25 protein-coding genes and 2 pseudogenes are annotated in these 26,992 nt (G+C 59.0%); 16 read left to right on the forward strand and 11 right to left on the reverse strand.

Annotation, left to right across the window (positions count from 1 at the left end; translation table 11 throughout):
• Window positions 1-36: 36 nt before the first annotated feature.
• The 3 genes and pseudogenes from FHX10_RS33165 to FHX10_RS33175 all read right to left on the reverse strand — a co-directional run bounded on the left by FHX10_RS33165 (window position 37) and on the right by FHX10_RS33175 (window position 2,161).
• Window positions 37-453: a RidA family protein gene (locus FHX10_RS33165; protein ID WP_162701041.1), complete on the reverse strand. Its 417-nt coding sequence runs from the start codon at window positions 451-453 to the stop codon at window positions 37-39.
• A gap of 253 nt (window positions 454-706) precedes the next feature.
• Window positions 707-1,575 (reverse strand): annotated as a pseudogene (locus tag FHX10_RS33170) (nucleotidyl transferase AbiEii/AbiGii toxin family protein).
• Entirely contained in the window at window positions 1,568-2,161 is a 594-nt protein-coding gene (locus tag FHX10_RS33175) for a DUF6088 family protein (RefSeq protein WP_112411173.1), read from the reverse strand. Before FHX10_RS33175 ends, FHX10_RS33170 begins: the two are co-directional and overlap by 8 nt.
• Before the next feature lie 389 nt (window positions 2,162-2,550).
• Here FHX10_RS33175 and FHX10_RS33180 point away from each other — a divergent pair, with 389 nt between their 5' ends.
• The 7 genes from FHX10_RS33180 (at window position 2,551) to FHX10_RS33210 (ending at window position 10,067) form a co-directional block, all read left to right on the forward strand.
• The gene (locus tag FHX10_RS33180) at window positions 2,551-4,560 is read left to right on the forward strand and encodes a ParB/RepB/Spo0J family partition protein (protein WP_312862942.1); all 2,010 of its coding nucleotides are present in this window, start codon (window positions 2,551-2,553) and stop codon (window positions 4,558-4,560) included.
• Between the two features lie 481 nt (window positions 4,561-5,041).
• On the forward strand, window positions 5,042-5,899 hold the full coding sequence (locus FHX10_RS33185; protein WP_246781296.1) for a class I SAM-dependent methyltransferase: 858 nt from the start codon (window positions 5,042-5,044) through the stop codon (window positions 5,897-5,899).
• Window positions 5,900-6,585: 686 nt separating this feature from the next.
• Complete coding sequence (locus tag FHX10_RS33190) at window positions 6,586-7,434, forward strand: DUF932 domain-containing protein (protein WP_113233789.1); 849 nt, start codon at window positions 6,586-6,588, stop codon at window positions 7,432-7,434.
• Between the two features lie 68 nt (window positions 7,435-7,502).
• On the forward strand, window positions 7,503-7,853 hold the full coding sequence (locus FHX10_RS33195; protein WP_113233788.1) for a hypothetical protein: 351 nt from the start codon (window positions 7,503-7,505) through the stop codon (window positions 7,851-7,853).
• A 1,041-nt stretch (window positions 7,854-8,894) separates the two neighbouring features.
• Window positions 8,895-9,215, forward strand: a complete 321-nt coding sequence (locus tag FHX10_RS33200; protein WP_113234042.1) for a DUF736 domain-containing protein — start codon at window positions 8,895-8,897, stop codon at window positions 9,213-9,215.
• A gap of 214 nt (window positions 9,216-9,429) precedes the next feature.
• Window positions 9,430-9,711, forward strand: a complete 282-nt coding sequence (locus tag FHX10_RS33205; RefSeq protein ID WP_113233711.1) for a DUF6516 family protein — start codon at window positions 9,430-9,432, stop codon at window positions 9,709-9,711.
• The gene (locus FHX10_RS33210) at window positions 9,708-10,067 is read left to right on the forward strand and encodes a transcriptional regulator (protein WP_112411207.1); all 360 of its coding nucleotides are present in this window, start codon (window positions 9,708-9,710) and stop codon (window positions 10,065-10,067) included. Before FHX10_RS33205 ends, FHX10_RS33210 begins: the two co-directional genes overlap by 4 nt.
• Window positions 10,068-10,134: 67 nt before the next feature.
• Here the strand turns inward: FHX10_RS33210 and FHX10_RS33215 are convergent, their stop codons facing one another.
• The 5 genes from FHX10_RS33215 to traC all read right to left on the reverse strand — a co-directional run bounded on the left by FHX10_RS33215 (window position 10,135) and on the right by traC (window position 13,302).
• Window positions 10,135-10,404 carry a WGR domain-containing protein gene (locus FHX10_RS33215; protein WP_312862944.1) on the reverse strand — a complete coding sequence of 90 codons (270 nt, stop codon included), beginning with the start codon at window positions 10,402-10,404 and terminating at the stop codon, window positions 10,135-10,137.
• Window positions 10,405-10,607: 203 nt separating this feature from the next.
• Window positions 10,608-10,850, reverse strand: coding sequence for a hypothetical protein (locus FHX10_RS33220; RefSeq protein ID WP_113233710.1), 243 nt, complete (start codon window positions 10,848-10,850; stop codon window positions 10,608-10,610).
• Between the two features lie 17 nt (window positions 10,851-10,867).
• Window positions 10,868-12,799, reverse strand: coding sequence for a Ti-type conjugative transfer system protein TraG (gene traG, locus FHX10_RS33225; RefSeq protein ID WP_113233709.1), 1,932 nt, complete (start codon window positions 12,797-12,799; stop codon window positions 10,868-10,870).
• On the reverse strand, window positions 12,786-13,031 hold the full coding sequence (traD, locus tag FHX10_RS33230) for a type IV conjugative transfer system coupling protein TraD (protein WP_409527302.1): 246 nt from the start codon (window positions 13,029-13,031) through the stop codon (window positions 12,786-12,788). Before traD ends, traG begins: the two co-directional genes overlap by 14 nt.
• Entirely contained in the window at window positions 13,006-13,302 is a 297-nt protein-coding gene (gene traC, locus FHX10_RS33235; protein WP_113233707.1) for a conjugal transfer protein TraC, read from the reverse strand. The genes traD and traC overlap by 26 nt, the downstream gene beginning before the upstream one ends.
• 249 nt (window positions 13,303-13,551) lie before the next feature.
• On the opposite strand from traC, the gene traA reads away from it, so the two are divergent.
• The 4 genes from traA to FHX10_RS33255 are packed head-to-tail and all read left to right on the forward strand — an operon-like array spanning window position 13,552 to window position 19,185.
• Window positions 13,552-16,854 carry a Ti-type conjugative transfer relaxase TraA gene (traA, locus tag FHX10_RS33240; protein ID WP_184390737.1) on the forward strand — a complete coding sequence of 1,101 codons (3,303 nt, stop codon included), beginning with the start codon at window positions 13,552-13,554 and terminating at the stop codon, window positions 16,852-16,854.
• Window positions 16,851-17,381: a conjugative transfer signal peptidase TraF gene (gene traF, locus FHX10_RS33245; protein ID WP_113231987.1), complete on the forward strand. Its 531-nt coding sequence runs from the start codon at window positions 16,851-16,853 to the stop codon at window positions 17,379-17,381. The genes traA and traF overlap by 4 nt, the downstream gene beginning before the upstream one ends.
• Complete coding sequence (locus FHX10_RS33250; RefSeq protein ID WP_113231986.1) at window positions 17,302-18,549, forward strand: conjugal transfer protein TraB; 1,248 nt, start codon at window positions 17,302-17,304, stop codon at window positions 18,547-18,549. Before traF ends, FHX10_RS33250 begins: the two co-directional genes overlap by 80 nt.
• Window positions 18,550-18,561: 12 nt before the next feature.
• Entirely contained in the window at window positions 18,562-19,185 is a 624-nt protein-coding gene (locus tag FHX10_RS33255) for a TraH family protein (protein ID WP_113231985.1), read from the forward strand.
• 114 nt (window positions 19,186-19,299) lie between these two features.
• Here the strand turns inward: FHX10_RS33255 and traR are convergent, their stop codons facing one another.
• The 3 genes from traR to FHX10_RS33270 form a co-directional block, all read right to left on the reverse strand.
• The gene (gene traR / locus FHX10_RS33260) at window positions 19,300-20,004 is read right to left on the reverse strand and encodes a transcriptional regulator TraR (RefSeq protein WP_113231984.1); all 705 of its coding nucleotides are present in this window, start codon (window positions 20,002-20,004) and stop codon (window positions 19,300-19,302) included.
• Window positions 20,005-20,193: 189 nt separating this feature from the next.
• Complete coding sequence (locus tag FHX10_RS33265; RefSeq protein ID WP_113231998.1) at window positions 20,194-21,174, reverse strand: class I SAM-dependent methyltransferase; 981 nt, start codon at window positions 21,172-21,174, stop codon at window positions 20,194-20,196.
• Between the two features lie 541 nt (window positions 21,175-21,715).
• Complete coding sequence (locus FHX10_RS33270; RefSeq protein ID WP_113231983.1) at window positions 21,716-22,624, reverse strand: LysR family transcriptional regulator; 909 nt, start codon at window positions 22,622-22,624, stop codon at window positions 21,716-21,718.
• A 276-nt stretch (window positions 22,625-22,900) separates the two neighbouring features.
• On the opposite strand from FHX10_RS33270, the gene FHX10_RS33275 reads away from it, so the two are divergent.
• From FHX10_RS33275 to FHX10_RS33295, 5 genes and pseudogenes are all read left to right on the forward strand, one after another.
• A complete protein-coding gene (locus FHX10_RS33275; protein WP_113231982.1) occupies window positions 22,901-23,560 on the forward strand; it encodes an ABC transporter permease in 660 nt (219 codons plus the stop codon).
• A 12-nt stretch (window positions 23,561-23,572) separates the two neighbouring features.
• On the forward strand, window positions 23,573-24,358 hold the full coding sequence (locus FHX10_RS33280) for an ABC transporter permease (RefSeq protein ID WP_113231981.1): 786 nt from the start codon (window positions 23,573-23,575) through the stop codon (window positions 24,356-24,358).
• Between the two features lie 15 nt (window positions 24,359-24,373).
• Complete coding sequence (locus FHX10_RS33285; RefSeq protein ID WP_113231980.1) at window positions 24,374-25,222, forward strand: transporter substrate-binding domain-containing protein; 849 nt, start codon at window positions 24,374-24,376, stop codon at window positions 25,220-25,222.
• 92 nt (window positions 25,223-25,314) lie between these two features.
• Window positions 25,315-26,550 carry a CapA family protein gene (locus tag FHX10_RS33290; RefSeq protein ID WP_113231979.1) on the forward strand — a complete coding sequence of 412 codons (1,236 nt, stop codon included), beginning with the start codon at window positions 25,315-25,317 and terminating at the stop codon, window positions 26,548-26,550.
• Window positions 26,551-26,672: 122 nt separating this feature from the next.
• Window positions 26,673-26,985, forward strand: a pseudogene (locus tag FHX10_RS33295) (type II toxin-antitoxin system RelB/DinJ family antitoxin); the annotation flags it as partial.
• Window positions 26,986-26,992: the final 7 nt, after the last annotated feature.

Genomic DNA, 26,992 nt, shown 5'->3' on the forward strand with positions numbered 1-26,992 from the left:
GTGTTTCGATCTAAACGGAAAAACATGGCCAGCAGATCAGGCGACGGCGGCGATGCCTTCGATCTCGATCAAAAAGTCTGCCCCATAGAGCTTTGAAACTTCAACCAAAGTGACAGCAGGCGCTGCTGGAGGCGTTACCGTGGTGAAGAACCGGTTGCGGCTCTCGCGATATGCGCCGAGATCACCTACGTCTCGGAGAAAGACTGTCATTTTCACAAGGTGGCTTGCATCGCAGCCGACAGCCTTGAGGGCCTCACTCAGGTTGTGAAAAACTTGATCGGCTTGGGCGGTGAAGTCGTCTTTGCCAACCAATGCGCCGTCTCGGTCGAGTGCAGTCTGACCTGCGATGAAGATTAGCCGGCTCGCCTTGACATCCACTACCTGCGAATAACCCGGTGGTGACCCCAGTTCCGGCGGGTTTAGACGTTGGATTGCACTTCCTTTATCAGTCATCAAACCCTCAAAATTTTTGGTCACTTGCGGGACGGGATAGAATCGTACGTTTATGCAAATGCTAGAAATCTCTATCAGTTTATCGCAAACGGTGGTTTGTGATACAGGTGGAAATACCATTCAGGCGAGGGAGTTTCTGTTTCAAAATCCATGTCGCAATCAACGTTCCGCATACGGCTATCGCTATCGTAGGATTGCGCCCCCTCTCGCAAACGACCCCCGCTCTGCCATTCGAAAATTCCTCGAGTATTTGCTAGGCTGCGGCGTTTGCCTTTTTGCAGATGGCAGCACATCGCTCGAGCAACTCGTCAAACGTTTCGGCGTCATCGAAAAGAAGACCGTCGTCCACCATCCTGGCGTAGTCCTCCCTGAGGGCTTTCTGTCCTTCACCGGCCGGCGTTAGCAGCAGCTTGCCGTTTACCGCTGTCTCGTAGTCAATCGGCGATCGGTCGGCGGCTTTCTCCGCGAAAAACATCGACTTATGCTTCGCGACCGCGTTTGCGAGTTCGCGGTCGGAGATTGCGCTGTCTGCCAGGCCAATGTCGTCGAGGCGTACAATGTCATGCCAATGACGCGAAAAGCGATCGCCCCGCAGCCGCTCTTGCAGGCAAAAGACATGGATCGCAGTTGCCTTTTCCCAGAAAGTCCGTTCGGCATGCATCACTTTCGGGCTAGCCGTCGGGAACTCGACCCCCTCAACGAGACCGGCCGCGTCAAAGGCGATATCTCGAAGGCTGGCTGGCTCTCCAGTTGAACGGGCTCCGAACTCCAACATGACGCTGGGCGCGACATAACCAGATCCTGAACTGATGGCCTGATAGTCGATGTAAAGCCTGTCGCCATCGATCCGAATCTCTGCGGGCAGCGATTGCTTCTCAAGTTCAACGCCGATGATCAGTGCAACCGTGTCGGTTACCCAGATCGGTAGTCGTCGTCGCACCTCGCTCGACCAGCGCTTTTCCTCGCTACGGGTTTTCGGGAGTGCTTCTTCGTTGTCCCCAACAAGATCAGGGGCAAGCGCGCGAATATCGTAGGTGAGGTGGGGCGCCTCGATCGGTCTGATGCAATGGCGAGAACCTCACGCCTGTCGTCGATCGATAATTCGAAGAACTGATCAGCCATGGACTGCTTTTCCGACACTTCGTGCGAGCCAAGTCGGAAACTGAGGTGCTGCAGCGACAAGCTCGTTGAACGCCTCGGGCGGCAGTTTCCGCTTGATGCTCGAAAGAGCCTCTTCTGCTTTCTCCGGCCCCAGCCAGGCAAGCGCGCGCACGGCGACGCCGGCCGGCCGGCCGGCGAGCGACAACTGCCAGCGAGGGACGTGCTTGAACTCAACCTTTTGGCTTCCGACACTCATTGTCCGGCTGCGGCCAGAGGTCAAATAGATGGAGCGAACCGGAACCTGCGTCGTGAGCCCAAGGGCGTTGGCCGCCGCCGCTCCATTCGAAACGATGACCTCGCCCCGCTGGTGTGCGACTGCCTCGACAGCCTGCTCGACAGTGGGCGGCCTGCTCCCGAACCGGCTTTTGATGGCCTTCATGTAGATACCACGCCCGGCCCTGACCAGTTCTCCCCGCTCATGCAGCCGCGACAGAGCCTGGTCTACCGCAGCCCGGTTTCCGAGATGCAGCAGGCTTTTTGCGGACAGAGCCGTACCCTCCGGCAATTGCTCGGCATAGCTAAGAATTTGAGATGTCAGTCGTTGCATTGGCTTTTCTCCTGTCAGAAATATATGCAAGTTTCTGACACTCTGCAAGTCAGCCAGTCAGTGCTGCCTAAGAGAACCTATGCAGCCGCTCACACCCGGTTCCCAGGCTGGACTGCGCGAGAGATCGGGAGCACGCCGGCGTGCTCACATCTGCAGGGAGCATCCGCTTCGAGGCGGAGGCGCTTCTCTTCCATCACATTGCCGCTCTTACGATAGGGCGAAGATCAGGCCAATGGGCAAGCGCGCCCGAGGGCGCTGTCGGCCGTCGAAAAAATAGGCTTTCACCGCTTCGCGCCGAACCTTCCGATTTTTTCCCCCGTCCGACCCATGACCGGATCTTCGCCCTACCGGGAGCGGGCTTCCGCCCCCTCCCTTCGTCCCGAGGACGTGTGAGCACGTCCTTCGGACCAAAGGAAGAAGGCTTCGCCACAGCGGGTTCTAAACAACCCGAAGCAACGCGAACTCAGGAGATCGAAGCCATGACGACGACTATCATCATTGAACTGAACAAGCTGGACGCCGACCCCAAGAACGTCCGCAAGACATACAGCTCTGCGAAACTGGCCGAGCTTGCCGCCAACATTGATGCAGAAGGGGTTCTGCAAAACCTCGTCGTGCGGGCCGGCGGCAAGCGCGGGCGTTATTTTGTGACGGCCGGCGAACGCCGCCGGCGGGCGCTGCTGATGCTGATGGAGCAGGGGAAGATCGCAAAGGACCACCCGGTCGAATGCAAGGTCCGCGATGGCTCGCAGGCGACCGAAATCAGCCTTTCGGAAAACATCTTTCGCGAGGACATGCACCCGGTCGACCAGTTCGAGGCGTTCTCGGTCATGGCGGCGGAGGGCAAGTCCATCGCCGATATTGCCGCCCATTTCAGCGTGAGCGAAATCATCGTGCGCCGCCGTCTGGCACTGGCCAAGGTATCCCCCAAGCTGCTTGAACTTCACCGTGAGGGAAAGATGACCTTTGAGCAGCTTTCCGCCTTCACAGTTTCCGACGACCATGAACGGCAGGAACAGGTCTGGGAAAACCTGCCTCAATGGGATCGGCAGGCGTACCGGATCAAGTCCAATCTGGTAACTGGCGAAGTTGCGAGCACCGACAGGCGCGTCCTGCTGATCGGCGGGCTGGATGCCTATGAACAGGCGGGCGGAGCGGTGCGCCGCGATCTCTTCGATGAGCAGGGCGGCGGTTACACCCTTGATGTTGCCTTGCTCGACAGGCTCGTCTCGGACCGTTTGGAAGAGGTTGCAGCGCCTTATCGCGAGCAGGGTTGGAAATGGGTGGAGACTGCCTTCGAACGTCCGGACTGGATTTTCGACAGACCACGCATCTACCCGGAAGACGTGGAGCTTTCTGCCGAGGATCAGGCCGAATATGACGCGCTTGTTGATGAACACGACGATCTCGTCGAACTGATCGACAACGATGCTGCAGACGAGAGCGCAGATCAGCGTATCGCTGACATCGACAAACGTCTGGACGAAATCTCCGCAAAGAAGGAGATTTATCGGTCCGACGACATGGCGCGCAGCGGCGTTGTGGTGTTCATCAACCGCTATGGCAAACCGGAAACCGCGCTTGGCATCGTCAGGGACGGCAATGAAGCTGGGGAAGCACAGGACGACGACAGCGATAACGCAACGGACGATGCCAATACTGGAGCCGTCGAAGCAGGCGAGAGCATTCCGACGTTCACGCCCTCCCAATCCTTGATCGAGGTTCTGACCGCGAAGAAGACCGCCGCCTTGCGTGTGGAACTGGCGAACAATCCCGATGTGGCCTTGGCCGCCGTGGTTCACGCCATGCTGCTGCGCATCAGCTACGGCGGCTACGCGTCCGAGCAGAGTGCACTGCAGGTGTCGCTCACTCATGAGCGCATGGGCAAATGGATCAAGCAGCCGGAAGATTGCGCGGCATGCGTGGCCTTCGAGAGCATGCAGGAGAACTACGGGCACAAAATTCCCGGCAATCCCGCCGATCTATTCGACTGGTGCCTTGGGCAGAGCCGCGAGGAGCTTCTGTCGCTGTTGGCTTACGCTGCCGCCCATGCCGTCAACGCGGTGCAGGTAAAATTCACCGACCGGCGGAACGGTATCGAGCAGGCAAACCAGCTTGGCCGTGCCCTCAAGGTCGATATGACGAACTGGTTCGAGACGACCGCCGACAGCTATTTCAACCACGTCAATCGTCGCGGGATCGAGCAGGCTGTTCTGGAAGCGAAGGGACCGGAAGCCGTCCTTGCGATCTCTTCGGCATCCAAGAAAGCCGAGGCTGTGCTTATCGCAGAACGGAAGATCAAGGGTTCGGGTTGGCTCCCGGCGCCGGTTCGGATTGCTGTCGATCCGAACGGCGAAGTCGAGGCCGATGCGCGATCCCTGCCCGTGGCGGCGGAATAGTCCCGCCCTTGCCAGCCAGCCGGTCGCGCTACGCTAGCGCGGCCGGTTCCTCCCTTGCAATCGATAAATCCGATATTCGATCAAACTCCTGACCCGGCGCTTGCCACTGAAATCTGCTGCAAGCTCATCCGCGCCTACCTCGCCGGTGATGAAGCTGGAGCGATGTACAGGATACTTTGAACGCCGCCCTCAAGGCTTTCGACCTGCCGCCAAGCTTCATCAAGCATATCGCAGAGCGCGAACGTTAGCGCAGAGAGCGCCCGCCGCGGCGTCAAGCCTCGGCGGGCGCTGACGGACGCCTTCCGTCGCAATTTCGAAGGGCAGGGGGCCGAGGGCTTCGCCCTTCTCTCCCCCAAACAGCCTTCCGCCCACCTTCCTCCGCAACGCCATTGCTCCGTGCAGGCGGTTCCCCGCGAAGTCCGTTTTCCCCTTCCAACCCACCACTCTCGCGGCCCCGGAAGGCAGGAGCGGCGCCCTGCCTTTGCAGGACCAGCAAGCCGCTTCACGGATCAACTTAAGCTTTCAAGGCCATCCCATGAACAATTGCCGCCTCAATACCATCGTCAAACTTTTCGAGACCTGCCGTTACAAGCACGACCTTTATTCGGTCTATTCCGACTGGTGTGAATGCGCGGCTATTTCGATGAGCAATGCCGTCGATCTCATGCATTTCGAGAGGCGCGAAGCGCGCTATCTCGAAATCCTCCGAAACTATGACCGCCAGACCATTGAGACCTTTGCGCACATCCTCGCGGAAGTCACGATGGCGATGGAGGGCGCGCCGCAGGATATCCTCGGGGAGACGTTCCATGCGCTCGAGCTACACAACAAGGCGCGCGGGCAGTTCTTCACACCCTACACCGTTTGCCGAATGATGGCACTCATGGTTGCTGGCGGCAAGGAGGAGGTCAGCAGGGCCATGGAAAGACGCGGCTTCCTGATCGCGCAGGAGCCCGCCGTTGGAAGCGGCGCTATGATCGTCGCGCTGGCAGAGGCCATACGGGACGCCGGCTTTAACTACCAGCGGCACCTTCATGTCACCGCCGTGGATATCGATCGCCGCGCGGTTCACATGGCGTATATCCAGTTTTCGCTTTTGCATATCCCTGCAACGGTTCTCGTCGGCGACAGCCTGGCAATGACGTTCCACGAGGAGTGGCATACATTGGCGCACGTCATGGGCGGCTGGAATGCGAAGCTCTGCGGAGTCGAGCGGGAAGGGAAGGGGGCTCCACCGATGTCAAACGCCGTAGCACCCAAATATGATCGTGCGCAATCCGCCGAGCCAAAAGCACCTTCCTTTGATGTCGAAAAGACCAGTCAGTTCAGGCTTTTCTAATCCGGACCATTGCGAGGCGGAGGCCATATCCGGCCCTCGCCATGTCAATGTCGATTCCGCCGCTTGCCTGGCCCGAGCCGCTATCGAAGCGACGCGGGACAGGGCGAGGGGTGCCCCTGGCGCCCCACCCCTCGGAACTCCCCGCCCGCCCATGAAAAACGGAGCGCAAGGAGCGGAGGCAGTCGGTCCCGCTTCCCCTTCGGGCCACGATGTTGAAGCTCCTGCGGCTGCCCTTGATCCGCTCCTTGCGCGTCGAGAATTCCCGAAATCCCGGCCAACGGCCGGCGCCATGCTGATTTCTCCGATGCTCTCCATTTTTCAGGATTACGCTTGCCCGCGAGCGATCATTTGACGATTGCTCGTCTATCGGGCTGCTGGCGCAGCCGATCAGAGGCCCGTTCCGGGCCGCTTCCATTCGTTCGCCCCATGACATCGCCGCCCAGGTCGGTCAAGCGGCCCGTGAAGCCGGTCCATCTTCCGCACCAGTCCGCGGAGCGGACCCGTGAAGATGCTCCGCCTTCCGCTCCACGCCGCTTGACAGTCCAGTTCGCCGCCGTGGGGCAGGCTTTCGCCCTCCCCTCTCTGTCCAGGGGAATGTCAGAGGCCATTCCCCGGAAAGACCGGGGAGGCTTCGCCCGAGGGGGCTTGCCCTTCGGGGTGGCAACGGAAAGCTTTGGAGAGAGATAATGAGCATCTATACCCAGACCGCACGTTTCGACACTGGCCGGGCACTGAGCGAAACCGAAATGCGCCGCATCGCGCCGTCAATCTTTGCCGTGACCGCCCATGAAAGCCGATCCGAACGGTTCCAGCCCATTCCCACGATCGAGGTTCTGCGTGCTCTCATACGGGAAGGTTTCATGCCGGTTGGAGCGAAGCAGTCGCGCAGCCGCATAGAGGGAAAGGCCGACTTCACCAAGCATCTGATCCGCCTGCGCCGCACCGATGACGGCAAGGTTTACAATGTTGGCGATACCGTTTGCGAAATCCTCCTCAAGAATGCCAATGACGGAACCAGCGCCTACGAATTGATGGCGGGGCTGTTCAGAGTCCGTTGCCTCAATTCCCTGGTGACGCAGACCGGCACCATCGATGCCATTAAGGTCCGCCATTCCGGCGACGTGCAGCATAAGGTGATCGAAGGCACATACCGCGTCCTTGGCGAAGCCGAGCGCACGCTTGCCGCTCCACAGGACTGGTCAATGTTGCGGTTGAACCGAGATGAGAGGGATATTCTGGCGGACGCCGCTCATGTCCTGCGATTTGGTGACAGCGAAGGCGAAACGACGACGCCGATCAAGGCCGAACAGTTACTCGTCCCCCGCCGTCATGACGACCGTGCCGACGATCTTTGGACAGTCTGGAACGTGGTGCAGAAAAACGCCATCAAGGGCGGATTGCGTGGTGTTGGCCGCGACGATCTCGGCCGGCCGCGCCGCGTGAAATCCCGCGCCGTGAACGGGATCGATCAGGATATCAAGCTCAACAAGGCACTTTGGCTGCTCGGCGAACGGATGGCCGCCCTGAAATCCTGACCAGGATCGCGAGAGCGCCGCCGCGCTGCGGCGCTTTCTATCCATCACCACTCTATCGGAGAGCATCAATGAACACCGCGCACCCTGTCGCCATCGCCAATCTGCGGGAAATCACCGGCCATGTTCGTCCCATGGCATTGGCCAACGCAATTCACGCTCGTGTCCCCTCATCGTGGGGCGGCGCATTTTTCATCACCCTGAACAATATTCGCGACTGCATTGAAGCCGGTGACCGATGGTTCGAGGAGGAGATCCCGGAAGGGTTTCGGGTTTGGACCGATAGCGGCTTTTCCTGCATCGTCCGGGATCGCCTTGCATTCTGTTCAGCCACTCGCACGGACGCTAAGCTCATCACACTCTCCAAGGATGAAAACGACGCTTTGGCGGCCGTAACATCGAAGGAAAGCAACGATGGTTGAAAATCTGGTTATCTGCCGGTCGATGTCGAAGGCACCTGCGGTCAAGATCGAGGCGTAGCGGGGATTTATTAGGGGTACTTAATCACAGCGGTCGGTGCCCCGTCCGATATTGATGTGGCCAGGTGGTTAGTCGTCGGTTTGCCTATCCCGAACCGCATCGAGCGGCGCGGGCCAGGACGAGGGGTGCCCCTAGCGCCCCACCCCTCGATACTCCCCGCCCGCCCATGAAAAGCGGAGCGCAGGGAGCGGGGGCAGTCGATCCCGCTTCCGCTGCGGGGAACTCCGCTGAAGCTCCTGCGGCTGCCCTTGTTCCGCTCCCTGCGCGTCGAGAATTCCCGAAATCCCGGCCTGCAGCCGGCGCTGATGCTGATTTCTCCGATGCTCTTCATTGTTTCCCGATCGCGCCGGCGCGATCATCGGAGCAAGTCTGCGCATAGCGCTGTCCGAACCGCTTTCCAGCCGCAGTGCCGTCGGACGGCGCGACCGCGGCCGGAGTGAGCCGCAGGCGAGCGGAGCAGGCGAAGGAAACCCGCGCTCACATTTAGCGCCGAAGGGTTTTCCGGAGCCTGTGGAACGCGATCTTACGGAACTTGCGCAATGCCTCGAAGACCGCTCGCGCTGACCGGTCCATCTCGCTCGTTTCGAGCGATCGCACTTTCTCTTTTTGGCACCACGCTGTCCCTTCGATCCCCGCCACCGATCCCGGTGTTGAATTCACTGGGTTGCTGACGCACCCGACCATGAGGCCCGTTCCGGTCTGCTCTGTTTGTTTTGCCCCTGACATCGCCGGCCGCCCGGATCAAGGGGCAGGCGCGGCAAGCCGCTTGTCGCGTCGGAAAAAAACGGCTTTCCGCCTGCGGCCGAAGCTTCCGCTTTTTCCCGCCACGACCCCTTGACCCGAGCAACCGTCGGCGCGGGGCGGGCTTTCGCCCTCCCCTCTGTCCCGGGGAATGTCAGAGGCCATTCACCCGGAAAGACGGGAAGGCTTCGCCCGAGGGGCTTGCCCTTCGGGATGGCAACCGCAACCAATGGAGACTGACAATGACTGACTACGCAAACTTCGTGCGCTTCGGCGAAAACGGCACTCTCACCGGCAATATCGCTTCGATTTCCTACGACCTGGACATCACCGGGGAGGCGTTTAGCAGCACAAATCCCAAGGCTCCCGTTTTCCGCCTCTTTGCGAAGTCCCCGAGGGGACGACGCGTGGAAATCGGCGGCATCTGGCAGAAGAAGAACCAGAATGACGGCGACTATTACAGCCTCTCCATCAACACCGGTCACGGCAGGCTCAATGCCAATCTTGGTCGCTATCCCGGCCAGGACGACGATGACCTGATGGCCGTCATTCCGTGGGATTGAGTCAGTCGTCCGACCATCGGACTCGCCCGGAGAATCAATCTCTTCGGGCGAGCGACAGAGATGTCATCCAGTCATCACACGGCAGAGCTTGATCCTACCCGCGATCGATGCTCCGGAGCCAGCGCCGGGGCATCGAGCCCCAGCGCTGACTCTGCTGCGCAAGCCCGAACCGTTGTTCTTGACAACAACAGCAGGTGATGTTATCGAAAACAACATGGAAGCCGTGCTGATCGAAAAATCCAGAACCACCCTCAGCGACACGGCATTTTTCGAGACGGTCCTGTGGCATGTGCCGACCCCCGTTCCCGGCAGCAGCCATCACTTCAAATATCGTCTGGCGCTGATCGTGAACGGCGAGTGCGTCATGCGATATGACAATGAGCGGGGCAAAGGCGATCATCGTCATATAGGCGATCTTGAGGAACCGATAGAATTCACAACGCTGGAAGCGTTGTTCGACGCCTTTCAGGCGGACATGGAAAGGATACTCGCATGAGGACATTGGTCATCAGATTAAGCTCGATTGCCGACGCCAAGGCCCGCTTTGTCAACGCGGGACAGAAAGTGCTGGAAGGGATCGTGGTACCTGCCACGCCGTCGGTGAACTTTCTGAGTTATGACGACATGCACCGGGTCCTTGCGCCGTCACGGCTGGCCATCGTGAAGGCGATGGCAGGACAGGGGCCGTTGGCGATACGGGAGGTCGCCCGCCGCGTCGGCCGTGATGTGCAGGCCGTCCACAAGGACGTGACGACACTGGTCAACGCGGGTGTCCTGGACCGGACGGACGCCGGCGTCGAATTCCCTTATGACCAGCTGCATTTCGAGTTCGATGTGAAGGCGGCCGCCTGATTTCGCCGCTGCTCTGCGCTCCGGTTCAATCATGGTCGCGAAGGGCGACGCTTCCTGACGTGGCCGATCAGGCGATCACTGTTTGGCTGGAGCGAAGTTTCAAGCCGTATCCGCGCGAGCGCTTCCGCCTGAGAAGCGTGAGGAAGAGGTCGACGGCTTCCTGTTCATGCTGGAAATAATGCACCAGCTTCTGACCACTGGCACCGATGCGGCCCCATCGACGGACAAGGCACGCTTGTCCGAAGAGCGTCGGCTCGATCGACATGGCATAGTAGCGGGCCATGTTTTTCGTTGCGTCTATTCTCTCGATATAGAGCTGGTAGGGCTGCATAATCATGACGGCAGGATCGCCGAGAGTAGATTCCGCGTCCAACGACACTTTTGAATCGGTCGGCGTGGACCGATTCATATCCGTGATGATTCGCGAAGGATGATGCTGGGATTGCCAGGAGCTTTGGACACGTGATCATGCCCGCTCAGGTCCCGCGTGGTTTGCGGGCCAAATCCTTAGCTGACCGACTCGGGACCGCACGTCGCAGATCAGCCTTTGCGAGAGGACAGAAGGCCGGCGAGCGTTGCGACGACGATGATGGCGCCCGCTTGAATCAGGATCCATAGATCCGGTCCGTACACAACGCACCACAATGCTGTGATGCAAAATACGAGCGCGCTGAAGATCAAGCATTTGGTCTTGAACGAAAGACGCTTTCCCCTCTGTGACCGCAAAACGTAAAGTGCCACCACGATTGCAATCAATCCTGCCAGTGTGAACAGCAATTCCATGCGTGTCGCTTCCTCTGCTATTTCTGCGTGGACCTTCCAGTCTTGTGAAACCTGTTCTGCCTGACACAGGCTTTCATGTCCTCGCGCCGAAACCAGATCGCACGCCCGCATCTCAGCGGCGGATTGCCCGATGTGAAGACGATCTGTTCGTCGGACCGCATGCGCAGTATCTCGTGCGGCATGATCAGCGGCCGGCGGCTGAGCTGTTTCGAGCGCGACTGCGACGACCCCTTCATGCCCGTCGCGCGGTTCGTCTGATCGACCTCGACTGTCGTATCGCCGCAGCGCTTCGAGATGTAGTCCGCCGTGTCGGGATCGTTGATCGCGGCAAACGAAATCCAGCTCGTGCTCTCGAACCATTTGCTTGCGGCGTCCCGGCCTCCATAGGCTTCGCGCATCTGACCAAGCGACTGGAAAATCATCGCCAATGTGATGCCGTACTTCCGGCCCGCGTCGCGCGCGGTTTCCAATATCCGCATGTAACCGAGCCGGGCCACTTCATCGAGCAAGAACAGTGTGCGCCCCTTCACTGCGCCATTGCGGTTATAGATCGCATTCAGGAGTGCACCGATCACGACGCGGGCGAGGCCGGAATGGGTTTCCAGCGCCTTCAAGTCGATATTGATGAAGACATCGGTTTGACCGTCGGCCAACTCATCGGCCCGGAACGTTGAGCCGGAGACGAGGGCCGCATAGTTCGGGTAGGAAAGCCAGTGGGTTTCCTTGATGGCGTTGGCGTACACCCCTGAGAAGGTTTCAGGCGTCATGTTCACGAAGGCGGCGACATTCTCCCGCACGAAATCGGATTCCGAATTGTCGTAGATTTCCTGAAGCCGCGCCCGCAGTTTCGGTTCCGGCTCGGACAGATTGGCGCGCACCAGCCGTAATGTTCTCCTGTCTCGCTCGGTATGACCGGAGAGACATACATCGGCGATCATGGCGGTCAGCAGTTGCAGACCCGAGGCTCGAAAGAAGTCGTCACGCACGCCGGCTGCGCGACCGCTATCGCTCATGATCCACGACGCAACCGCGGAAATATCCTCTTCGGCAGTGCCGCCATACCAACCGATCCAGTCCAGCACGTTGAAGCCGATACCCGGTGTGGTGGGATCGAGCACGATGACTTTGCGTCCGGCTTTCCGCCGATGATCGACGACCATCGGCGCGACCTCGCTTGACGGATCCAGCACGACGAGGCCGCCGCCCCATTTGAGCGCGGTCGGAATCGTCACCGACGTCGTCTTGAAACCGCCGGAGCCGGCAAAGACGATGCCATGCGACGAGCCGAAGGAGCCATCGAAGCAGAGCAGCGGCGACTTGCCGCCGGCGCCCCATGTCATGGGATCGCCAGCGCGGAATGACATTGTCGCGACACTGTCGCGGTCGACCCGATAGCGCTCCCCAATGACGATGCCACCGCTCTCCGGAAACAGGGTCGCTGCCTCATTCATCTTCATCCAGTCCGCTTCGCCATGAACGGCGCGCTTGCCGCGGATGCGCCGGGGCATGGGTTTGGCGAAGGCAGCATTGCCACGCAGCGAAACGCGAAGCGCGAAACCGCCGGCCAGCAAAACCGTGGAGGCGCCCATCATTGTCGCCAGGTCGAGATAGGCGAGCACGGATTGTCCGGCCGGCACGCTGCTGGCAATGTCGGCAAGCCGGATTGCTTCGCGCGTTACGGCGATCGCGGTCGCAGCCGCACTGCCCGCAACCACGCCCCATCCAGCAGCCTTGATATTGATTGCGCCGTTGGCCGCAAACAGGAAGGTCACGCCGATCACGGCAGCGATGACGCAGGGCAATGCCAAGCCGATTCGTCCGAAGATCAGCTGTGCCTGGGCAGTCTTGCCGAAAGCCGCAAGCCATTGCTCGATGCCCGAAAGAAAGATCATCGCTGCCAGCATGATTGCGGCGGGCAGGGCTGCGAGGAGCATTCTATTCACCGTCATTGCCGAAAGCCTCAGCACCCAAAGCGGCAAGACGCGCACGCTCCTGTTCGTCGTTCTTTATGCGGCGACCCCCGTCGATCAGCAGGCCGAGCAGCAGCGCACGCTTCTCGTAGCGCAGACCTGCCTTCACGATCAGGCCACCGAGCTCGATTTTGTCGCGCGTGTCCTTCTTGCGGGCATCCGTTGATAAGATCCGGCCCATCCGCTCAAGCTTCGCCACCGCTGCCCGCATGCGCGCCAGACGTGACCGGCGAGAGCGTTTCGCTGGAGGCCGAGCCGTCGCCGGCAGTCTTTCTTGGTGGGGCCTCTTGCTTGGCTCCAAGAAACCGGTTGGCAACGTCCTCGAACGCCGCCTGAAGCTCGGCTTCGTCCACCTCGATTTCGCCTAGACCGGCTTTCAACGCGATCCGTCCAATCCGCTCGGCTTCGCGCGTTTCGGCTGCCTTAAGCTGGTCCTGCAGCTTTGCGATTTCTTCCCTGATCTTCGATGACGGCTTCTTCATTCCGGACGCGTCTCCTCTCGGTCATTGACGTGGCATTCGCGACGCCAACACTCCCTCGGATGCGTTCTTCGGCAAATGTGCAGATTTGCACGTCGGCAAGGCCGACACTTTGGGGGATCATCCCGCCGATCCGAAGGAGCGGGTCCAAGGGCGCAATTATACGTCGCTGACGCGACGCCTTGCGTTCAGGCCTCAAATGACCTTGCCAGCTCCCGACGAACGAGGTTCCAACCGGGAGTTACCGTCGCCGTGGCCATCGCCCACTTCTCAGCCAGCATCGTCAGCCGCGGCGACGGCCGCAGCGCGGTGCTGTCGGCGGCCTATCGGCATTGCGCGAAAATGGAATACGAGCGCGAGGCCCGCACCATCGACTATACGCGGAAAGACGGCCTGCTGCACGAGGAGTTCCTGCTCCCGGCCGATGCGCCAACATGGGCTCGAATCCTCATCGCGGATCGTTCCGTGGCCGGTGCTTCCGAGGCTTTCTGGAACAAGGTCGAAGCCTTCGAGAAGCGCTCCGATGCTCAGTTCGCCCGCGACTTGACAATCGCGCTGCCGCTGGAACTTTCGGCCGAGCAGAACATCGCACTCGTGCGCGACTTTGTGGAGACGCATATCATCGCCAAGGGCATGGTCGCGGACTGGGTCTATCACGACAATCCCGGTAATCCACACATCCACCTGATGACGACTTTGCGCCCGCTGACCGGGGATGGGTTCGGGGCGAAAAAGGTCGCTGTCATCGGCGAGGAAGGCCAGCCGCTGCGCACGAAGGCAGGGAAGATCGTTTATCACCTTTGGGCCGGTTCGGCAGACGACTTCAATGTGTTGCGTGACGGATGGTTCGAGCGGCTGAACCATCATCTCGCCCTAGCAGGCATTGATCTCAAGGTCGACGGGCGTTCCTATGAGAAGCAGGGCATCGAACTTACGCCCACGATTCATCTCGGTGTCGGCGCCAAGGCGATCGAGCGTAAGGCGGAGAGCCGAGGCGCCCGGCCGGAGCTTGAGCGAATTGAATTCAATGAGCAGCGTCGCAGCGAGAACCTCCGTCGTATCCTGCGTCGTCCGGAAATCGTGCTCGACCTGATCACGCGTGAGAAGAGCGTTTTCGATGAACGCGACATTGCCAAGGTGCTCTCTCGCTATGTCGATGATCTGGCCGTCTTCCAGCAATTGCTGGTGCGCATCGTCCAAAGCTCCGAAGCCCTGCGTCTCCAGCGCGACACGATCGATTTTGCCACCGGCGATAAGGTGCCGGCGCGCTACACGACACGCGAGATGATCCGCCTCGAGGCGACGATGGCGCGGCAGGCGATGTGGTTGTCGGGAAAGGAGACGCACGCTGTTTCGGGAGCAGTGCTGGAAGCAATATTGCGGCGACATGAACGCCTCTCGGAAGAGCAGAAAGCAGCGATCGCGCGGATCGCCGGTCCGATCCGGATTGCCGCCGTGGTTGGACGCGCCGGCGCCGGCAAGACCACGATGATGAAGGCCGCTCGCGAAGCGTGGGAACTGGCCGGTTATCGCGTTGTCGGTGGGGCGCTTGCCGGAAAGGCGGCCGAGGGCCTTGAGAAGGATGCCGGCATCCGGAGCCGCACGCTCGCCTCCTGGGAACTGCGTTGGGGTCGAGGCCGCGACTTGCTCGACGAGAGAACGATCTTCGTCATGGATGAGGCCGGCATGGTTGCCTCGAGGCAAATGGCCGGCTTCGTCGATGCCGTCGTCAGGGCAGGGGCCAAGATCGTTCTGGTCGGTGATCCCGAACAGCTCCAGCCGATTGAGGCAGGCGCTGCTTTCCGCGCTATTGTTGACCGCATCGGTTACGCCGAACTCGAAACGATCTTTCGTCAGCGCGAAGACTGGATGCGGCATGCCTCGCTCGCACTGGCGCGCGGCAAAGTCGATCAGGCGCTCTCCCTCTATCGGGGTCACGGCAACGTGCTGGGATCAACGTTGAAGGCGGAAGCTGTCGATAATCTGATCGCTGACTGGAACCGGGATTACGATCAAAGCAAGACTATGCTGATGCTCGCGCATCTGCGCCGCGACGTGCGGATGTTGAACGAAATGGCGCGGGCAAAACTCGTCGAGCGGGGAATCGTGGATGAGGGCCACGCCTTCAAGACCGCTGACGGTGTACGCCGCTTCGACACGGGCGACCAGATCGTCTTCCTGAAGAACGAGAGCTCTCTTGGCGTCAAGAACGGCATGATCGGCCATGTGATCGAGGCAGCACAAAACCGCATCGTGGCTGTCGTGGGCGAGGGAGTTCAGCGACGGCAGGTGACGGTCGAGCAGCGGTTCTACAACAATCTCGATCACGGCTACGCGACAACCATCCATAAGTCTCAAGGAGCGACCGTCGATCATGTCAAAGTGCTGGCATCCTTGTCGCTCGACCGCCATCTGACCTACGTGGCGATGACTCGCCATCGCGAAGATCTCAAGCTCTACTACGGTCGCCGATCCTTCGGCTTCAATGGTGGCCTTACGAAGGTTCTTTCCCGGAGGAATGCCAAGGAGACCACCCTCGATTACGAGCGCGGAACGCTCTATCGCCAGGCACTGCAGTTCGCCGAGAACCGTGGGCTGCATATCGTCAAGGTGGCACGCACACTGCTGCGTGACCGGCTGGACTGGATGTTGCACCAGAAGACGAAAGTCTCAGACCTAACGGGACGCCTTGGCGCGTTCACAGAGCGCCTCGCCGTCCGCCAATCCCCGAAAACACCAACATCCGCGGAGACAATGCCCATGGTGGCCGGCATAACCCGGTTCGAGAACACCGTTGCAGACGCGGTCGCGCAGAAACTCGATGCCGATCCTGGATTGAAGAGGCAATGGAAGGAAGTCTCGACGCGCTTCCGCTACGTGTTTGCAGACCCCGAAAGCGCGTTCCGGGCAATGAATTTCGACGCTGTTCTCGCTGACAAGGACAGCGCTGGCAAAGCTCTGCAGAAGTTCGAGGCCGAGCCGGCGTCGATCGGACCGCTTAAGGGCAAGACCGGTATTCTGGCAAGCAAAGCGGAACGGGAAGCCCGTCGCGTGGCCGAGGCCAATGTACCGGCTCTGAAGCGCGATCTCGAAACCTATCTCCGGATGCGTGAAGACGCGACACGGCGCATGGCGATAGACGAACAGGCGTTACGTCAGCGTGTTTCGGTCGACATTCCGGCCTTGTCGCCGGCTGCACGTCTTGTTCTTGAGCGCGTGCGCGATGCGATCGACCGGAATGATCTGCCGGGCGCTCTTGGACATGCGCTCAGCAATCGCGAAACAAAGCAGGAGATCGACAGCTTCAACAAGGCCGTTTCCGAGCGGTTCGGCGAGCGGATGCTTCTGGCCAATTCGGCACGCGAGCCCTTCGGAAAACTCTTTGACAAGCTCTCCGAGGGGATGCGGCCGGAGGAGAAGGAACGGCTGAAGGAAGCCTGGTCGGTTATGCGCACGGCCCAGCAGCTTGCCGCTCATGAACGCACGACGGAGGCCCTACGGCAGATCGAGGAGCTGCATCAGGCGCAGCGCCAGACACCGGTGCTGAAGCAATGAGGTGTCGGCGGATTGGTCTGATCCTGCTCGGTGCCGGCAGCGTTATCGTGGGCGGGGCGGCAGTCGCTCAAATCGGCGGCTATCGGCTCAACCTGACGCCGAGCGAGTCGCTCGGACTCTGGCGCATAAACGCACTCCACCGTCCGGTCGCGGTCGGTGATCTGGTGTTCATATGTCCGCCGCCGACGGCGCTCTTCGAGAGTGCAAGACGGCGCGGCTACCTTCGCGCAGGCTTATGCAGCGGCGGCTTTGCTCCCTTGATCAAGACGATTGTCGCATTGCCAGGTCAGCATGTGGAGGTTGGCCGCGACCTCGCCATCGATGGCCATCCTCTCGCATCATCCAGCATCCGCACGACGGACGCCGAGGGTCGGCCGTTAGATCACTATCGCGGCGGTGTCGTGCCGTCCGGATATCTGTTTCTCCATTCAGCCTTTGCGAGCTCCTATGATTCCCGATATTTTGGACCGGTTCCGGACACTGGTCTTCTCGGCCTGGCGCGACCGGTATTCACCTTTGATCCGTAGTCGCAGTTTCCACCTTTGGCGATCCGGTTCGCTGGTCGTGGCCTCCGTTGCTTGCGGCTGGCTTGGCTGGAGCGGAAACGTTCTGGCGCTGCCGATTGCTACTCTGTTTCCGGCGCTGTGGGCGATGGCGGCGTCGCGCTGGACGGCAGCCTTTCTATCAGCAGGCTATTTCCTGGCCGCATCGCGTGGCTTGCCGCAAGGTGTCGCCAACTTCTATGCCGCCGATCTCGGGCCAGGCCTCTTGCTCTGGGTAGCCGCCTCGTTCTCGTTCGTCGCCGTCCATGCGGTGCTCTGGACCAAATATCGAGGAAGATGGCGGGCCGGCCGCTATCTTCTGGCGATGATGCTGATGGCGGTACCGCCATTCGGGATTATTGGATGGGCGCACCCGCTCACCGCCGCCGGCGTATTGTTTCCGGCATGGGGCTGGTGGGGCCTCGGTGCGACAGCTGCCGGCCTGCTCGCCATGACGACGAGATATTGGCCGGCCGCCACCATCGGCCTTGGAGGCTTCTGGCTCTGGTCCGCCGCAACGTGGACGGAGCCGGCTCTACCGGAAGGATGGGGAGGTGTCGATCTTGAAATGGGCCAGATGTTCGGGCGCGATGCGTCGCTCGAGCATCACCGTGGCATGATCGCCATAGCTAGGATATCCGCGAGCGAAGGCGGGCGTGTTGTTGTGTTTCCCGAAAGTGCGTTGGGTTTCTGGACGCCGACAATCGAACGTATCTGGCGCGACGGGCTGCGTGGTTCCGGCCTGGCCGTCATCGCGGGAGCGGCTCTAGTCGATCGCCAAGGCTATGACAACCTCATGGTGGCGATCTCAGCCGGCGAAGCGAGAGTCCTCTATCGTGAGCGTATGCCGGTCCCGGTCTCTATGTGGCAGCCTTGGTCACGATGGACTGGGCAGAGCGGTGGCGCACATGCACATTTTTTCACCAACCCCGTCGTCGAAATCGATGGCAAGAAGATCGCGCCGCTGATCTGCTACGAGCAACTCATCCTCTGGCCGATCCTGCAGTCTCTGCTGCATGCCCCGGACGCCATCGTCGCCACGGGTAACGGATGGTGGACCAAGGGAACCTCGATCGTTGCGATCCAGAAAGCGAGCGTCACCGCCTGGGGCAGACTGTTCGGGCTGCCTGTCGTTATGGCCTTCAACACATAAGGAGTGACCGAGATGGTCGATGCTGCCCTCATTCAGCAATGCGCCGATCCGGGGCTGAAGCCCGCGATCGTCATGCAGTTCATCGAGCGCGCAGGATCCCTTGATCCGCTTACGGTCACCGTGCGCTCGGGAAACCGCATCGTTTTGGTGCCCAGGCCAACGACGGCGGACGAAGCGCTTGCACTGATCCGCGAGAACCTCGGCCGAAACACCATTCGCGTCGGTATCACGCAATATCCCGCCGGCCTTGGCATCGTCGACGCCGGACAGCTGAAGCCTGACCTGGTTGATGCGTGCCAGAATATCCGCGTGGGCACGGCGCTGTTTGCCAAAGTCTACCGGATCGTCGCGAAATGGTATGGGAATCCCACGGGAAGAGAGGCGCTGCCGCAGATTCTCGAGGATGCGATCATCGCGTGGCAGACTGGATATTTCGAGGGAACGGCTGTGTTTCGCGCGCCGGATCCGGGTAGCCTGAAATTGACCGCTCCGATGCCAGCAAAGAACGAAATCCGGCGCGGCGATAATGACCCAATACCAGGCGATTTCGAGCTCTCGCGTGAGAGCACCGCGTCCGATCCGAACAAGGCAGACATTCGGATTGATCTCTCGGGAATCGGTAGTCGCGAGAAATAGGTTTCACCCGCCTCGGATTTGAAAGATTCATGATTTCTCGAATGAGCGGCGGCGACACATTGATCGGCATCGGCAATTGCCCACCGACCGTCCCAGAAGAATTGGCATTTGCGATTAGATGAGGTTTTTCCGGATTGCGAGTGCGGTCAGGTGCGTGGTCGTGTGGACATTGAAGCGCTTTTTGGTTTCTGCGAGCTTCACGCGGACACTGTTATACTTGACACCCTCCAAAGCCGCGACTTCCTCCATCGTTTTACCGACGGCGATCCATCGGAGATAGGTTGCTTCCTTCGAATCAAGATAGCCATGATCCTTTACGCTCGGCGCTTCCCGGAGGAAGGCAATACGGGCATGCAGCTGAGCTGCGGCAGCCGCAGCCGCAACGGCATCGACGTTGCGATCCACATTTAATGTCGCTTTTTCCGACGCCAGAGTGAACAACGACATTGACCCGCTGGCCGTCTTGATGGGAATGGTGACACCAGAGCGTATATTGAAGTCGGCGGCGTGCCCGAAGAAAGCGCGCTCCGCCTTTGAAAGCCGCGGCCGCTCCTGCTCGGCACTCCAGGTGAAAATTTGCTTGATGGATTTCGCTCTTTTTACAACCGGATCCAGTGTCGAATATTTTCGCTTAATGTAGATCGATTGCCATTCGGGATGATAGTTCGATACAGCGAGAATATGGCCCGGCTGGAGGTGGACATATGCATAGGCACCGAAACCCGATTGCTCGGCAAGCTCGGCCAGGGCATCTTTGAGAATCGTTTCATCTCGCTCGATCGCCGTGAGATCCGTGAGCCTGTCCAGCCAGTGCTGCATTCCATTACTCCATGAGCGCGTTGGACACACCATCACGTGCCGTGGAGTGTTCTGGCACGTAGATGGCTTTGCCGAAACGACAGCGCCTACGTCGATTTTCGGCAGGCGACCTGCGATTGGGATGTGATTGAACTGCGAAGCCGAGCGCTTCGGTGGGTTAGGTGCTCCATGGATGGATTGGTGCTGCCTTCAAGTTGCCTGTGAATGAAGGCAATATGGAATATCGGCATAGACGTATTCTCGGGGGATCGCCGGCTCGATCAGGCCGGACAAGAACCGTTCGATCTTCTTCGGGCTGTTGCTCGCCAGGAGGGTGTAGAAATTCCCGCTGTTCCAGGTGACGTGGCATTGGTGAAAGCAGCGCTTCACAGCGTCCGACATCTGCGCAAGCGTAACCTCGCTCTGGTTCATGACGGTCAGCACGTTCGTCTTCTTTGCCATGATTTCGGTTGGGTCGAAGAAGCGGGCTTTGAAGCCGTGGTCTTTCTGCAATTCGCGGCGCTGATAGTCGTCGATATCGGTGGTTTTGAATTTCTCGACGAAGAGGAAGAGGCCATCATCCTTCAGATGCTGCGAGACAAATTCGATCTGGTCGGGCCGATTTGGCGAATACATCTGGAAGGTCGTGTCTTCGAGAATGATGTCGAAACCGGAAGAGAACCCGGCCAGATCCTGTCGCGAACGGAGAAGATCTCCTGTGAGGTGATGGAATGGGCCGTGAAAAAACGTGGCGTGCGGAGGATCGCCGTAGGCCATGAAGCTTCGCAGGTTTTCGACATTTGGGCTGCATGACAGGCTCTCGACATGGCCTCCCGCCAGCTCCGAAACCGTCCGCGCCATCGTACCTTCGGCCGTGCCCAAGGAATATAGACTGATTGGTTCGGGCATGTCCTGAGCATATCGGAGGATCGCGCACCCAAGACGGCATTCCTCCTCAAGCCGATAGGGAATGCTGGCAAGATAATGCTGGTCGAAAGGCCCACGGCGCTGTTCATGCAGGCGGATGAAGCGGTCGAGAAGTGTGTTGTCGCCAAGCAGCCTCCGGTCCACCTGCGGCTGTTTGGCAGGACTTCCCGACCGGCCGGCAGCCGTAGCGGCGAAGAAACTGGCAAGTTCGTTCAAACGCGGGGCGCGTTCGCATTCTTCGAAGAAAGAGGAGATGTCCCGCATGTCGTGCTCCATCGGTTCGACACGCATCGATGCTCTTGCTGCGAAAGCTCTAGCTGCTGCTCCACCGAGCAGAACGAGCACCATGCCGCGGCACAGTTGCAGGAAGCTTCCTCTTCAACCGTCACAATCCCGTTATTCTTTCAAAAAACAGTCATAAAATTTTGCGTTGCAGAAGAAAAATGAAAATCCCGCCATGGTTTCGCCTGCTGGTCAGCCGATGCTGAGCCCTGGCGCTCAGTGAGCGAAGCCGAAATTAGTACCCGTCGAAGCGAACGAAGACGAAAACGGGTGGTCAGACATTTCTCTTCCTGAAACGAGCACTGCTCGTATCGCCGGAGCGAGTCCAGAACCACTTAGACAAAGCTAACCGCCGGATACCATTTGTTCCATAACCCGTCTTATGCGTGAATAGCAACTGTAAATTGTTGCTTGGCATGCCATGCAACTGAATTCCGCTCGCTGTACCGGTTCGTCCGTCAGGCATTTGCCGGTTCTCCCGTGGGATGTACGGGTGTTATCACGCTCCGGATCTTGAGGCATATCAGACCGATGCTTGGAGAGCGAGGAGCAACTCGTCGATCGTTTTTTTCATGCCGCTAGTGAGTTGCCGCCCCTTTTGCCAGAACACCACATAATGATAGACTGCGCCAGGTTCGAAGGGTCGAAACTCCAAGCCAAACTGCCGATATTCCCGGGCGATCAGACTGTTGACGATCGAAATTCCGACGCCGGCCGCGACGAACCCGACATCATGGCCGTTTGCGTCATACTCCACGGCCAGATCCGGCTCCACGCCGCTATATCGCAAGGCATTGATATTCATCTGGTGGGAGGCAAACTGGGGCTCTATGTCCACCAATGCCTCGCCAGCGATATCCTTTGGCGTGATTATTTCGTTAGCAGCCAGCCGGTGTCCCGACTGAAACAGGCAAACGTTCCTGGCGGTAGCTGCAGGTACCCATTCGAAAGCGTGCTCATCGAGCGGCAGGCGCGAAACGCCAAGATCTGCGCGACCATTCAAGACGTGCTCTGCAATCTGCTGATAGCTCCCCGACTTAATCTGAAACGATAGAGGATTACTCTGGCGGACAGCCCGGATAGCCCGCGGAATAGCGTTCAGGCAGAAAACTCCGGGGACTGCCAGGCTCAGGGAGCCCTCCTCCTCGTTGCGCAAGGCGGCGATCGACTTCTCGATCCGGTCGACACTCTGCAGGGCGCTGTCGACACGCCTCAATAGACCCCAGGCACGATCCGTCGCTACCAGTCTATTATTCTCCCGCGCAAACAAGCCAAGGCCGACCTCCCCTTCGAGCTGCCTGATCTGCTGGCTGACGGCCGGCTGTGTGATTTTCAGGTTCTTCGCGGCGAGCCGTTCCGAGCCGGTGCGCAAGACCTCGCGAAAAATCTGTAGCTGTCGAAGCGTCACACCGGATGTGGATTTTGCGAGCATCTTTTCGTCCCTTCGTTTGGCGCCAAAACACCGACTTTCTCAACGACCAAGTTCCAGCGGCAGCACGCGGTATAAGCTGCGCTTATCGGAATTAAGAGCACCTTATAGATTGACGACACGCGTTTAAAGTATAAATGTCAAACAAGCTCAATTAATACTTATGATTATAAGTATTTAAAATACTATCTCAGGTAGTATCGAGCGCAGCGTGATTAAATTGCTATATAAGACGACCTTATTTCGGCGCCGTCCCGATGTAAGGAGGAGAGGACCTGCGTGCTCAATTTTGCACTTCAATTCTTCAATGGCCTCCAGATCACCGTTGTACTTGCGCTCGCGAGCGGCGTTCTCGGATCTCTTCTTGGTCTACTTGTCGCTATCGTCAAACTGTCGAGGCTGCGCGTCGCAGCCCTCTTCGGCCAGACCTATACGACAATCGTCCGCGGCCTGCCCGAACTGCTCGTCATCCTCGTGATCTATTTTGGCGGGACGGCAGCCATCACCGCGCTGACGGGCCGCTACGTCGAAATCAATGCATTTGCCGCCGGCGTCGCGGCATTGATGATCGTCTTTGGCGCTTATTGCGCGGAGATTTTTCGCGGCGCGATCATCAGTATCCCGCGAGGACAGGCGGAAGCCGCGCGCAGTCTCGGGCTCAAACCATGGCAGATCTGGAACTTCGTGATCCTGCCGCAGATGATGCGCGTCGCCCTGCCCGCTTATGGCAATCTCTGGATTTCACTTGTGAAGGATACCTCCCTCGTCTCGGTCATCGGACTGACGGACATCATGCGCGTGGCCTTTATCGGCGCGGGATCGATGAGGGCTCCCCTTCCCTTCTACCTTATGGCCTCCGCGCTTTATCTCGCCCTAACCAGCCTTTCGCTCGCGTCGTTTCGCGTGCTGGAGCGACGCATCCAGATTCCTGGGCACTGAGGGAGGTTGAGCATGGACCTCGGTCTGATCGTCGAAAGTATTTCCGTGCTGGTGCACGGTGTTTTCCTCACCCTTTCACTCACGCTTCTGTCGCTCGTGATCAGCTTCTTTCTGTCGGTGCCGCTCAGCCTTCTTCGCGCATCGCCCAACAGAACGCTCTCTGCATCGGTACTGGCATATACGTACGTGTTCCGTGGCACACCATTGCTGGTGCAGCTCTTTCTCGTCTACTACGGCCTCAGCCAGCTATCGATCGTCCGAGTGAGCCTCCTGTGGCCTGTGCTGCGCGAGCCCTTCTGGTGCGCCCTTATCGCATTCTCGCTGAACAGCACTGCCTATACGACCGAAGTGATTAAGGCCGGCATATTGGCTGTGCCGCGCGGCGTTGTCGAAGCCGCAAAGGCCCTCGGCCTGTCCCGGTTCATGCAGATACGGCTGATCATATTCCCATTGGCATTCAGGATGGTACTTCCCTCCTATGCGAACGAGGTCATCGGCTTGGTCAAGGCCAGCTCCTTGGCAAGCACCGTCACGCTGCTGGAGATCACGGGACTGGCGCGCCGGATGGTTTCAGAGACATTCGCTCCCTACGAGGTCTTCCTGGCGGCAGGCCTCCTCTATCTGCTCGTCAACTTCGCGGTTTCGATAGTCTTCCGATTCCTGGAGACGCGCCTGGCTCGCTCATCCAACAGCGCTTCAAAGAACGCGGCCGTTTATCCGCTCGCCTGGTGGCTCTCTCGCCTGCGGAAGGCGATGGGAAGACGAACTCGCACCAGCCCCTCCACTCACTCACTATAATAAGGGAAACAGCCAATGTATAAATCCGTTCTCCTCGCATCCTTCATCGCTATCGTTCTCAGCCAGTCCGGCACCCAGGCCATGGAACGCAAGGTGCTGACGATAGCGACCGAGGGTGCCTCTCCGCCCTGGGATATGATCGATACGGAAGGAAAGCTCGTCGGCTATGACATCGACGTCGGCAACGAACTGTGCCGACGCATCGCGGTCGAATGCAAGTTTGTCGCTCAGGATTGGGATGGGATGATCCCGGCGCTGACGGTCGGTAAGTTCGATGCGATCATGTCCGGCATGGCAATCACCGAAAAGCGCAAGAGATCGATTGCCTTCACGCGCCCCTATGCCGGCGGCTTCAACCAGCTGGTGATGCGTAAGGATCTTAAACTCCCGGCAACCGACACCAAGGCCAAGATCAATTTGACAAACATCGGAGGTGCGGAGCAGTCGGTCCTTGAGCAGTTGCAATTGGCGCTTTCCGGCAAGACACTCGGCGTGTTGAGATCTTCGAACTCGGAAGCGGTCCTCGGCGAGCTCTTCGGCAAAGTGGCGACGATCCGTAGCTACGACACCCAGGACAATCTCCATCTGGATCTTGCAGCTGGTCGTATCGATGGCGGCCTTGCCGACTATTTCACATGGAAGACCTTTCTCGACAGCAAGGACGGCGAGTCTGCAGCCTTCTACGGTCCTGAATTGTCCGGCGGCCTGTGGGGTCCCGGTGTCGGAGTCGGCATTCGCAAGTACGATACTGATCTGCTCGCGAGCTTCGACAAGGCCATCAACGACTGCATCAGCGACGGGACACTGAAGAGCCTCAGCCTGAAGTGGTTCGGGATCGATATTTCTCCGTCCGCTGCGCCATGAGGCGGGCCGGTAGCTAAATGACCGAGAACACCGCCCCAGGCGCCCGATATTCAACCGGCGACTGAATAGAAATCGAACTTTGCAGGTAGACGATGCCCTCCACCTTTACCGTGGCCTTGACCGGTCAATCGCTCATTCATCACGACATCAGGACGTGCACCGATCCCGGCTTTCTCCAAATCGTCGAAACCCTGAAAACCGCTGATGTTGCCTTCACCAACTTCGAAGGAACCATCCTGGGACGGCATGGCGGATCGCCTATGAAGGGGTCATATTTCGGCTACTCCGACCCTTATGTTCTCGACGCTCTGAAACAAGCGGGGTTCAACGCCCTAGCGCTTGCAAACAACCATGCCTTCGACCTCGGTCCACAGGGCATTCTGTCGACGCTTGAGGAGGTTCGCGGCCGAGGCTTCCTTCACGCTGGTATCGGCCTTGATCGCGATCACGCCGTATCACCGGGCATGGCTGCGTTCGGGGATCGGGTCATCGCGCTAGTGGCGATGGATGGCGGACCGGGGCCGCGAACCATGTATGCTGAAAACGCAGGCTACCGTCGTCCATCCAGACCGGGTGTGAACCGATTGGAGGTGACCAGGATTTTCGAGGCGGATCAGGCCGCATTCGATATGCTGGAAACGATTCAGACGACGTTTCAAAGTTCGAAGCTCGAACGCGCAAACTATGCGCAGCCCGACGACTCCCCGACCCTCGACGACGAGAAGGAAATCGACTTCTACGGCACGATCTTCAGGCGCGCCAACACAAACCGCCGTGTCGTTGCGATTGATCCCGACAGCGCTTCAAGTCAGTTGGCAGCAATCGCAAGGGCCAGCTCCGATGGACAGTTCGTCATCGCATATCTGCATCACCATCACTGGGAGCCGAATTGGCGCGACGTTCCCGAATGGGTCAGGGCATTCGCCCATGCCTGTATTGATGCCGGTGCCCGTGCCTTTGTCAGCCACGGGACCCCAGTCCTGCAACCGATCGAGATCTACAAACGCGCCCCGATCTTCTTCGGCCTTGGGAATTTCATCTTTCATACCGAAAAGGGGGAAACCGAATGGAGCTTGCCCGACGTCTGGAAGAGTGTCGTCGCCACATGCGAATACGATCCGGCGGGGTCCTTGCAGATTGATCTTTTACCTGTGGTACTTGGTGGTGAGGATAGGATCAAAGACCTGGATTTTCATGAGCGGTACGTTCCCGTGGCTGCTTACGGAAAAACCGGCGAGCAGATCATCGACGACCTAGCCGAACGTTCGTCCGTATTTGGCACGCGGATTGAGCGCAATGGCGTGATTGGCAGAATTCAAATTTCTTGAGGCTAAAACCAATCCAATCTTCAGCGGAATGGCAACCCAGTCCCTTACCTTTAAGATACTTCACAGAGATCGAGGCGTTACAAGCTGTAAACTTTTGAATGTATCTCAATTGAGATAAATAAATGGATGGATGCGGAGATCATGAGCACTGGCAATGCCCGCACACATCCATGCTGCACACTCGAGTCGATGAAAAACTAAAAGCCGACGCCACCGAAACTCTAGCCAATTTCGGCTTGTCCGTTTCGGATGCCGTTCGAATCTTCCTGACCCGTGTCGCCAAGGAGGGCGGCTTGCCGGTTGGCTTGACTGCCGATCCGGAAGCCCATGACGAATGCTTCCGCGCCAAGGTGCATGAGGCTCTAATCGATACTCGGCCAAGCGTAACCGCATCGGCAGGTTATGGACGAGGCACAAACATTAATCGACAGGAAGCTCGTGC

The organism is Rhizobium sp. BK591, assembly GCF_014195045.1.
Classification (GTDB): Bacteria; Pseudomonadota; Alphaproteobacteria; order Rhizobiales; family Rhizobiaceae; genus Rhizobium; species Rhizobium anhuiense.

Coding starts and splice junctions, on each gene's coding strand:
- FHX10_RS33165 (WP_162701041.1), bottom strand. CDS start 453: ATGACTGATAAAGGAAGTGCAATCCAACGTCTAAACCCGCCGGAACTG.
- FHX10_RS33175 (WP_112411173.1), bottom strand. CDS start 2,161: ATGCAACGACTGACATCTCAAATTCTTAGCTATGCCGAGCAATTGCCG.
- FHX10_RS33190 (WP_113233789.1), top strand. CDS start 6,586: ATGAGCATCTATACCCAGACCGCACGTTTCGACACTGGCCGGGCACTG.
- FHX10_RS33195 (WP_113233788.1), top strand. CDS start 7,503: ATGAACACCGCGCACCCTGTCGCCATCGCCAATCTGCGGGAAATCACC.
- FHX10_RS33200 (WP_113234042.1), top strand. CDS start 8,895: ATGACTGACTACGCAAACTTCGTGCGCTTCGGCGAAAACGGCACTCTC.
- FHX10_RS33205 (WP_113233711.1), top strand. CDS start 9,430: ATGGAAGCCGTGCTGATCGAAAAATCCAGAACCACCCTCAGCGACACG.
- FHX10_RS33210 (WP_112411207.1), top strand. CDS start 9,708: ATGAGGACATTGGTCATCAGATTAAGCTCGATTGCCGACGCCAAGGCC.
- FHX10_RS33215 (WP_312862944.1), bottom strand. CDS start 10,404: ATGATTATGCAGCCCTACCAGCTCTATATCGAGAGAATAGACGCAACG.
- FHX10_RS33220 (WP_113233710.1), bottom strand. CDS start 10,850: ATGGAATTGCTGTTCACACTGGCAGGATTGATTGCAATCGTGGTGGCA.
- traG (WP_113233709.1), bottom strand. CDS start 12,799: ATGACGGTGAATAGAATGCTCCTCGCAGCCCTGCCCGCCGCAATCATG.
- traD (WP_409527302.1), bottom strand. CDS start 13,031: ATGCGGGCAGCGGTGGCGAAGCTTGAGCGGATGGGCCGGATCTTATCA.
- traC (WP_113233707.1), bottom strand. CDS start 13,302: ATGAAGAAGCCGTCATCGAAGATCAGGGAAGAAATCGCAAAGCTGCAG.
- traF (WP_113231987.1), top strand. CDS start 16,851: ATGAGGTGTCGGCGGATTGGTCTGATCCTGCTCGGTGCCGGCAGCGTT.
- FHX10_RS33250 (WP_113231986.1), top strand. CDS start 17,302: ATGATTCCCGATATTTTGGACCGGTTCCGGACACTGGTCTTCTCGGCC.
- FHX10_RS33255 (WP_113231985.1), top strand. CDS start 18,562: ATGGTCGATGCTGCCCTCATTCAGCAATGCGCCGATCCGGGGCTGAAG.
- traR (WP_113231984.1), bottom strand. CDS start 20,004: ATGCAGCACTGGCTGGACAGGCTCACGGATCTCACGGCGATCGAGCGA.
- FHX10_RS33265 (WP_113231998.1), bottom strand. CDS start 21,174: ATGCGGGACATCTCCTCTTTCTTCGAAGAATGCGAACGCGCCCCGCGT.
- FHX10_RS33270 (WP_113231983.1), bottom strand. CDS start 22,624: ATGCTCGCAAAATCCACATCCGGTGTGACGCTTCGACAGCTACAGATT.
- FHX10_RS33280 (WP_113231981.1), top strand. CDS start 23,573: ATGGACCTCGGTCTGATCGTCGAAAGTATTTCCGTGCTGGTGCACGGT.
- FHX10_RS33285 (WP_113231980.1), top strand. CDS start 24,374: ATGTATAAATCCGTTCTCCTCGCATCCTTCATCGCTATCGTTCTCAGC.
- FHX10_RS33290 (WP_113231979.1), top strand. CDS start 25,315: ATGCCCTCCACCTTTACCGTGGCCTTGACCGGTCAATCGCTCATTCAT.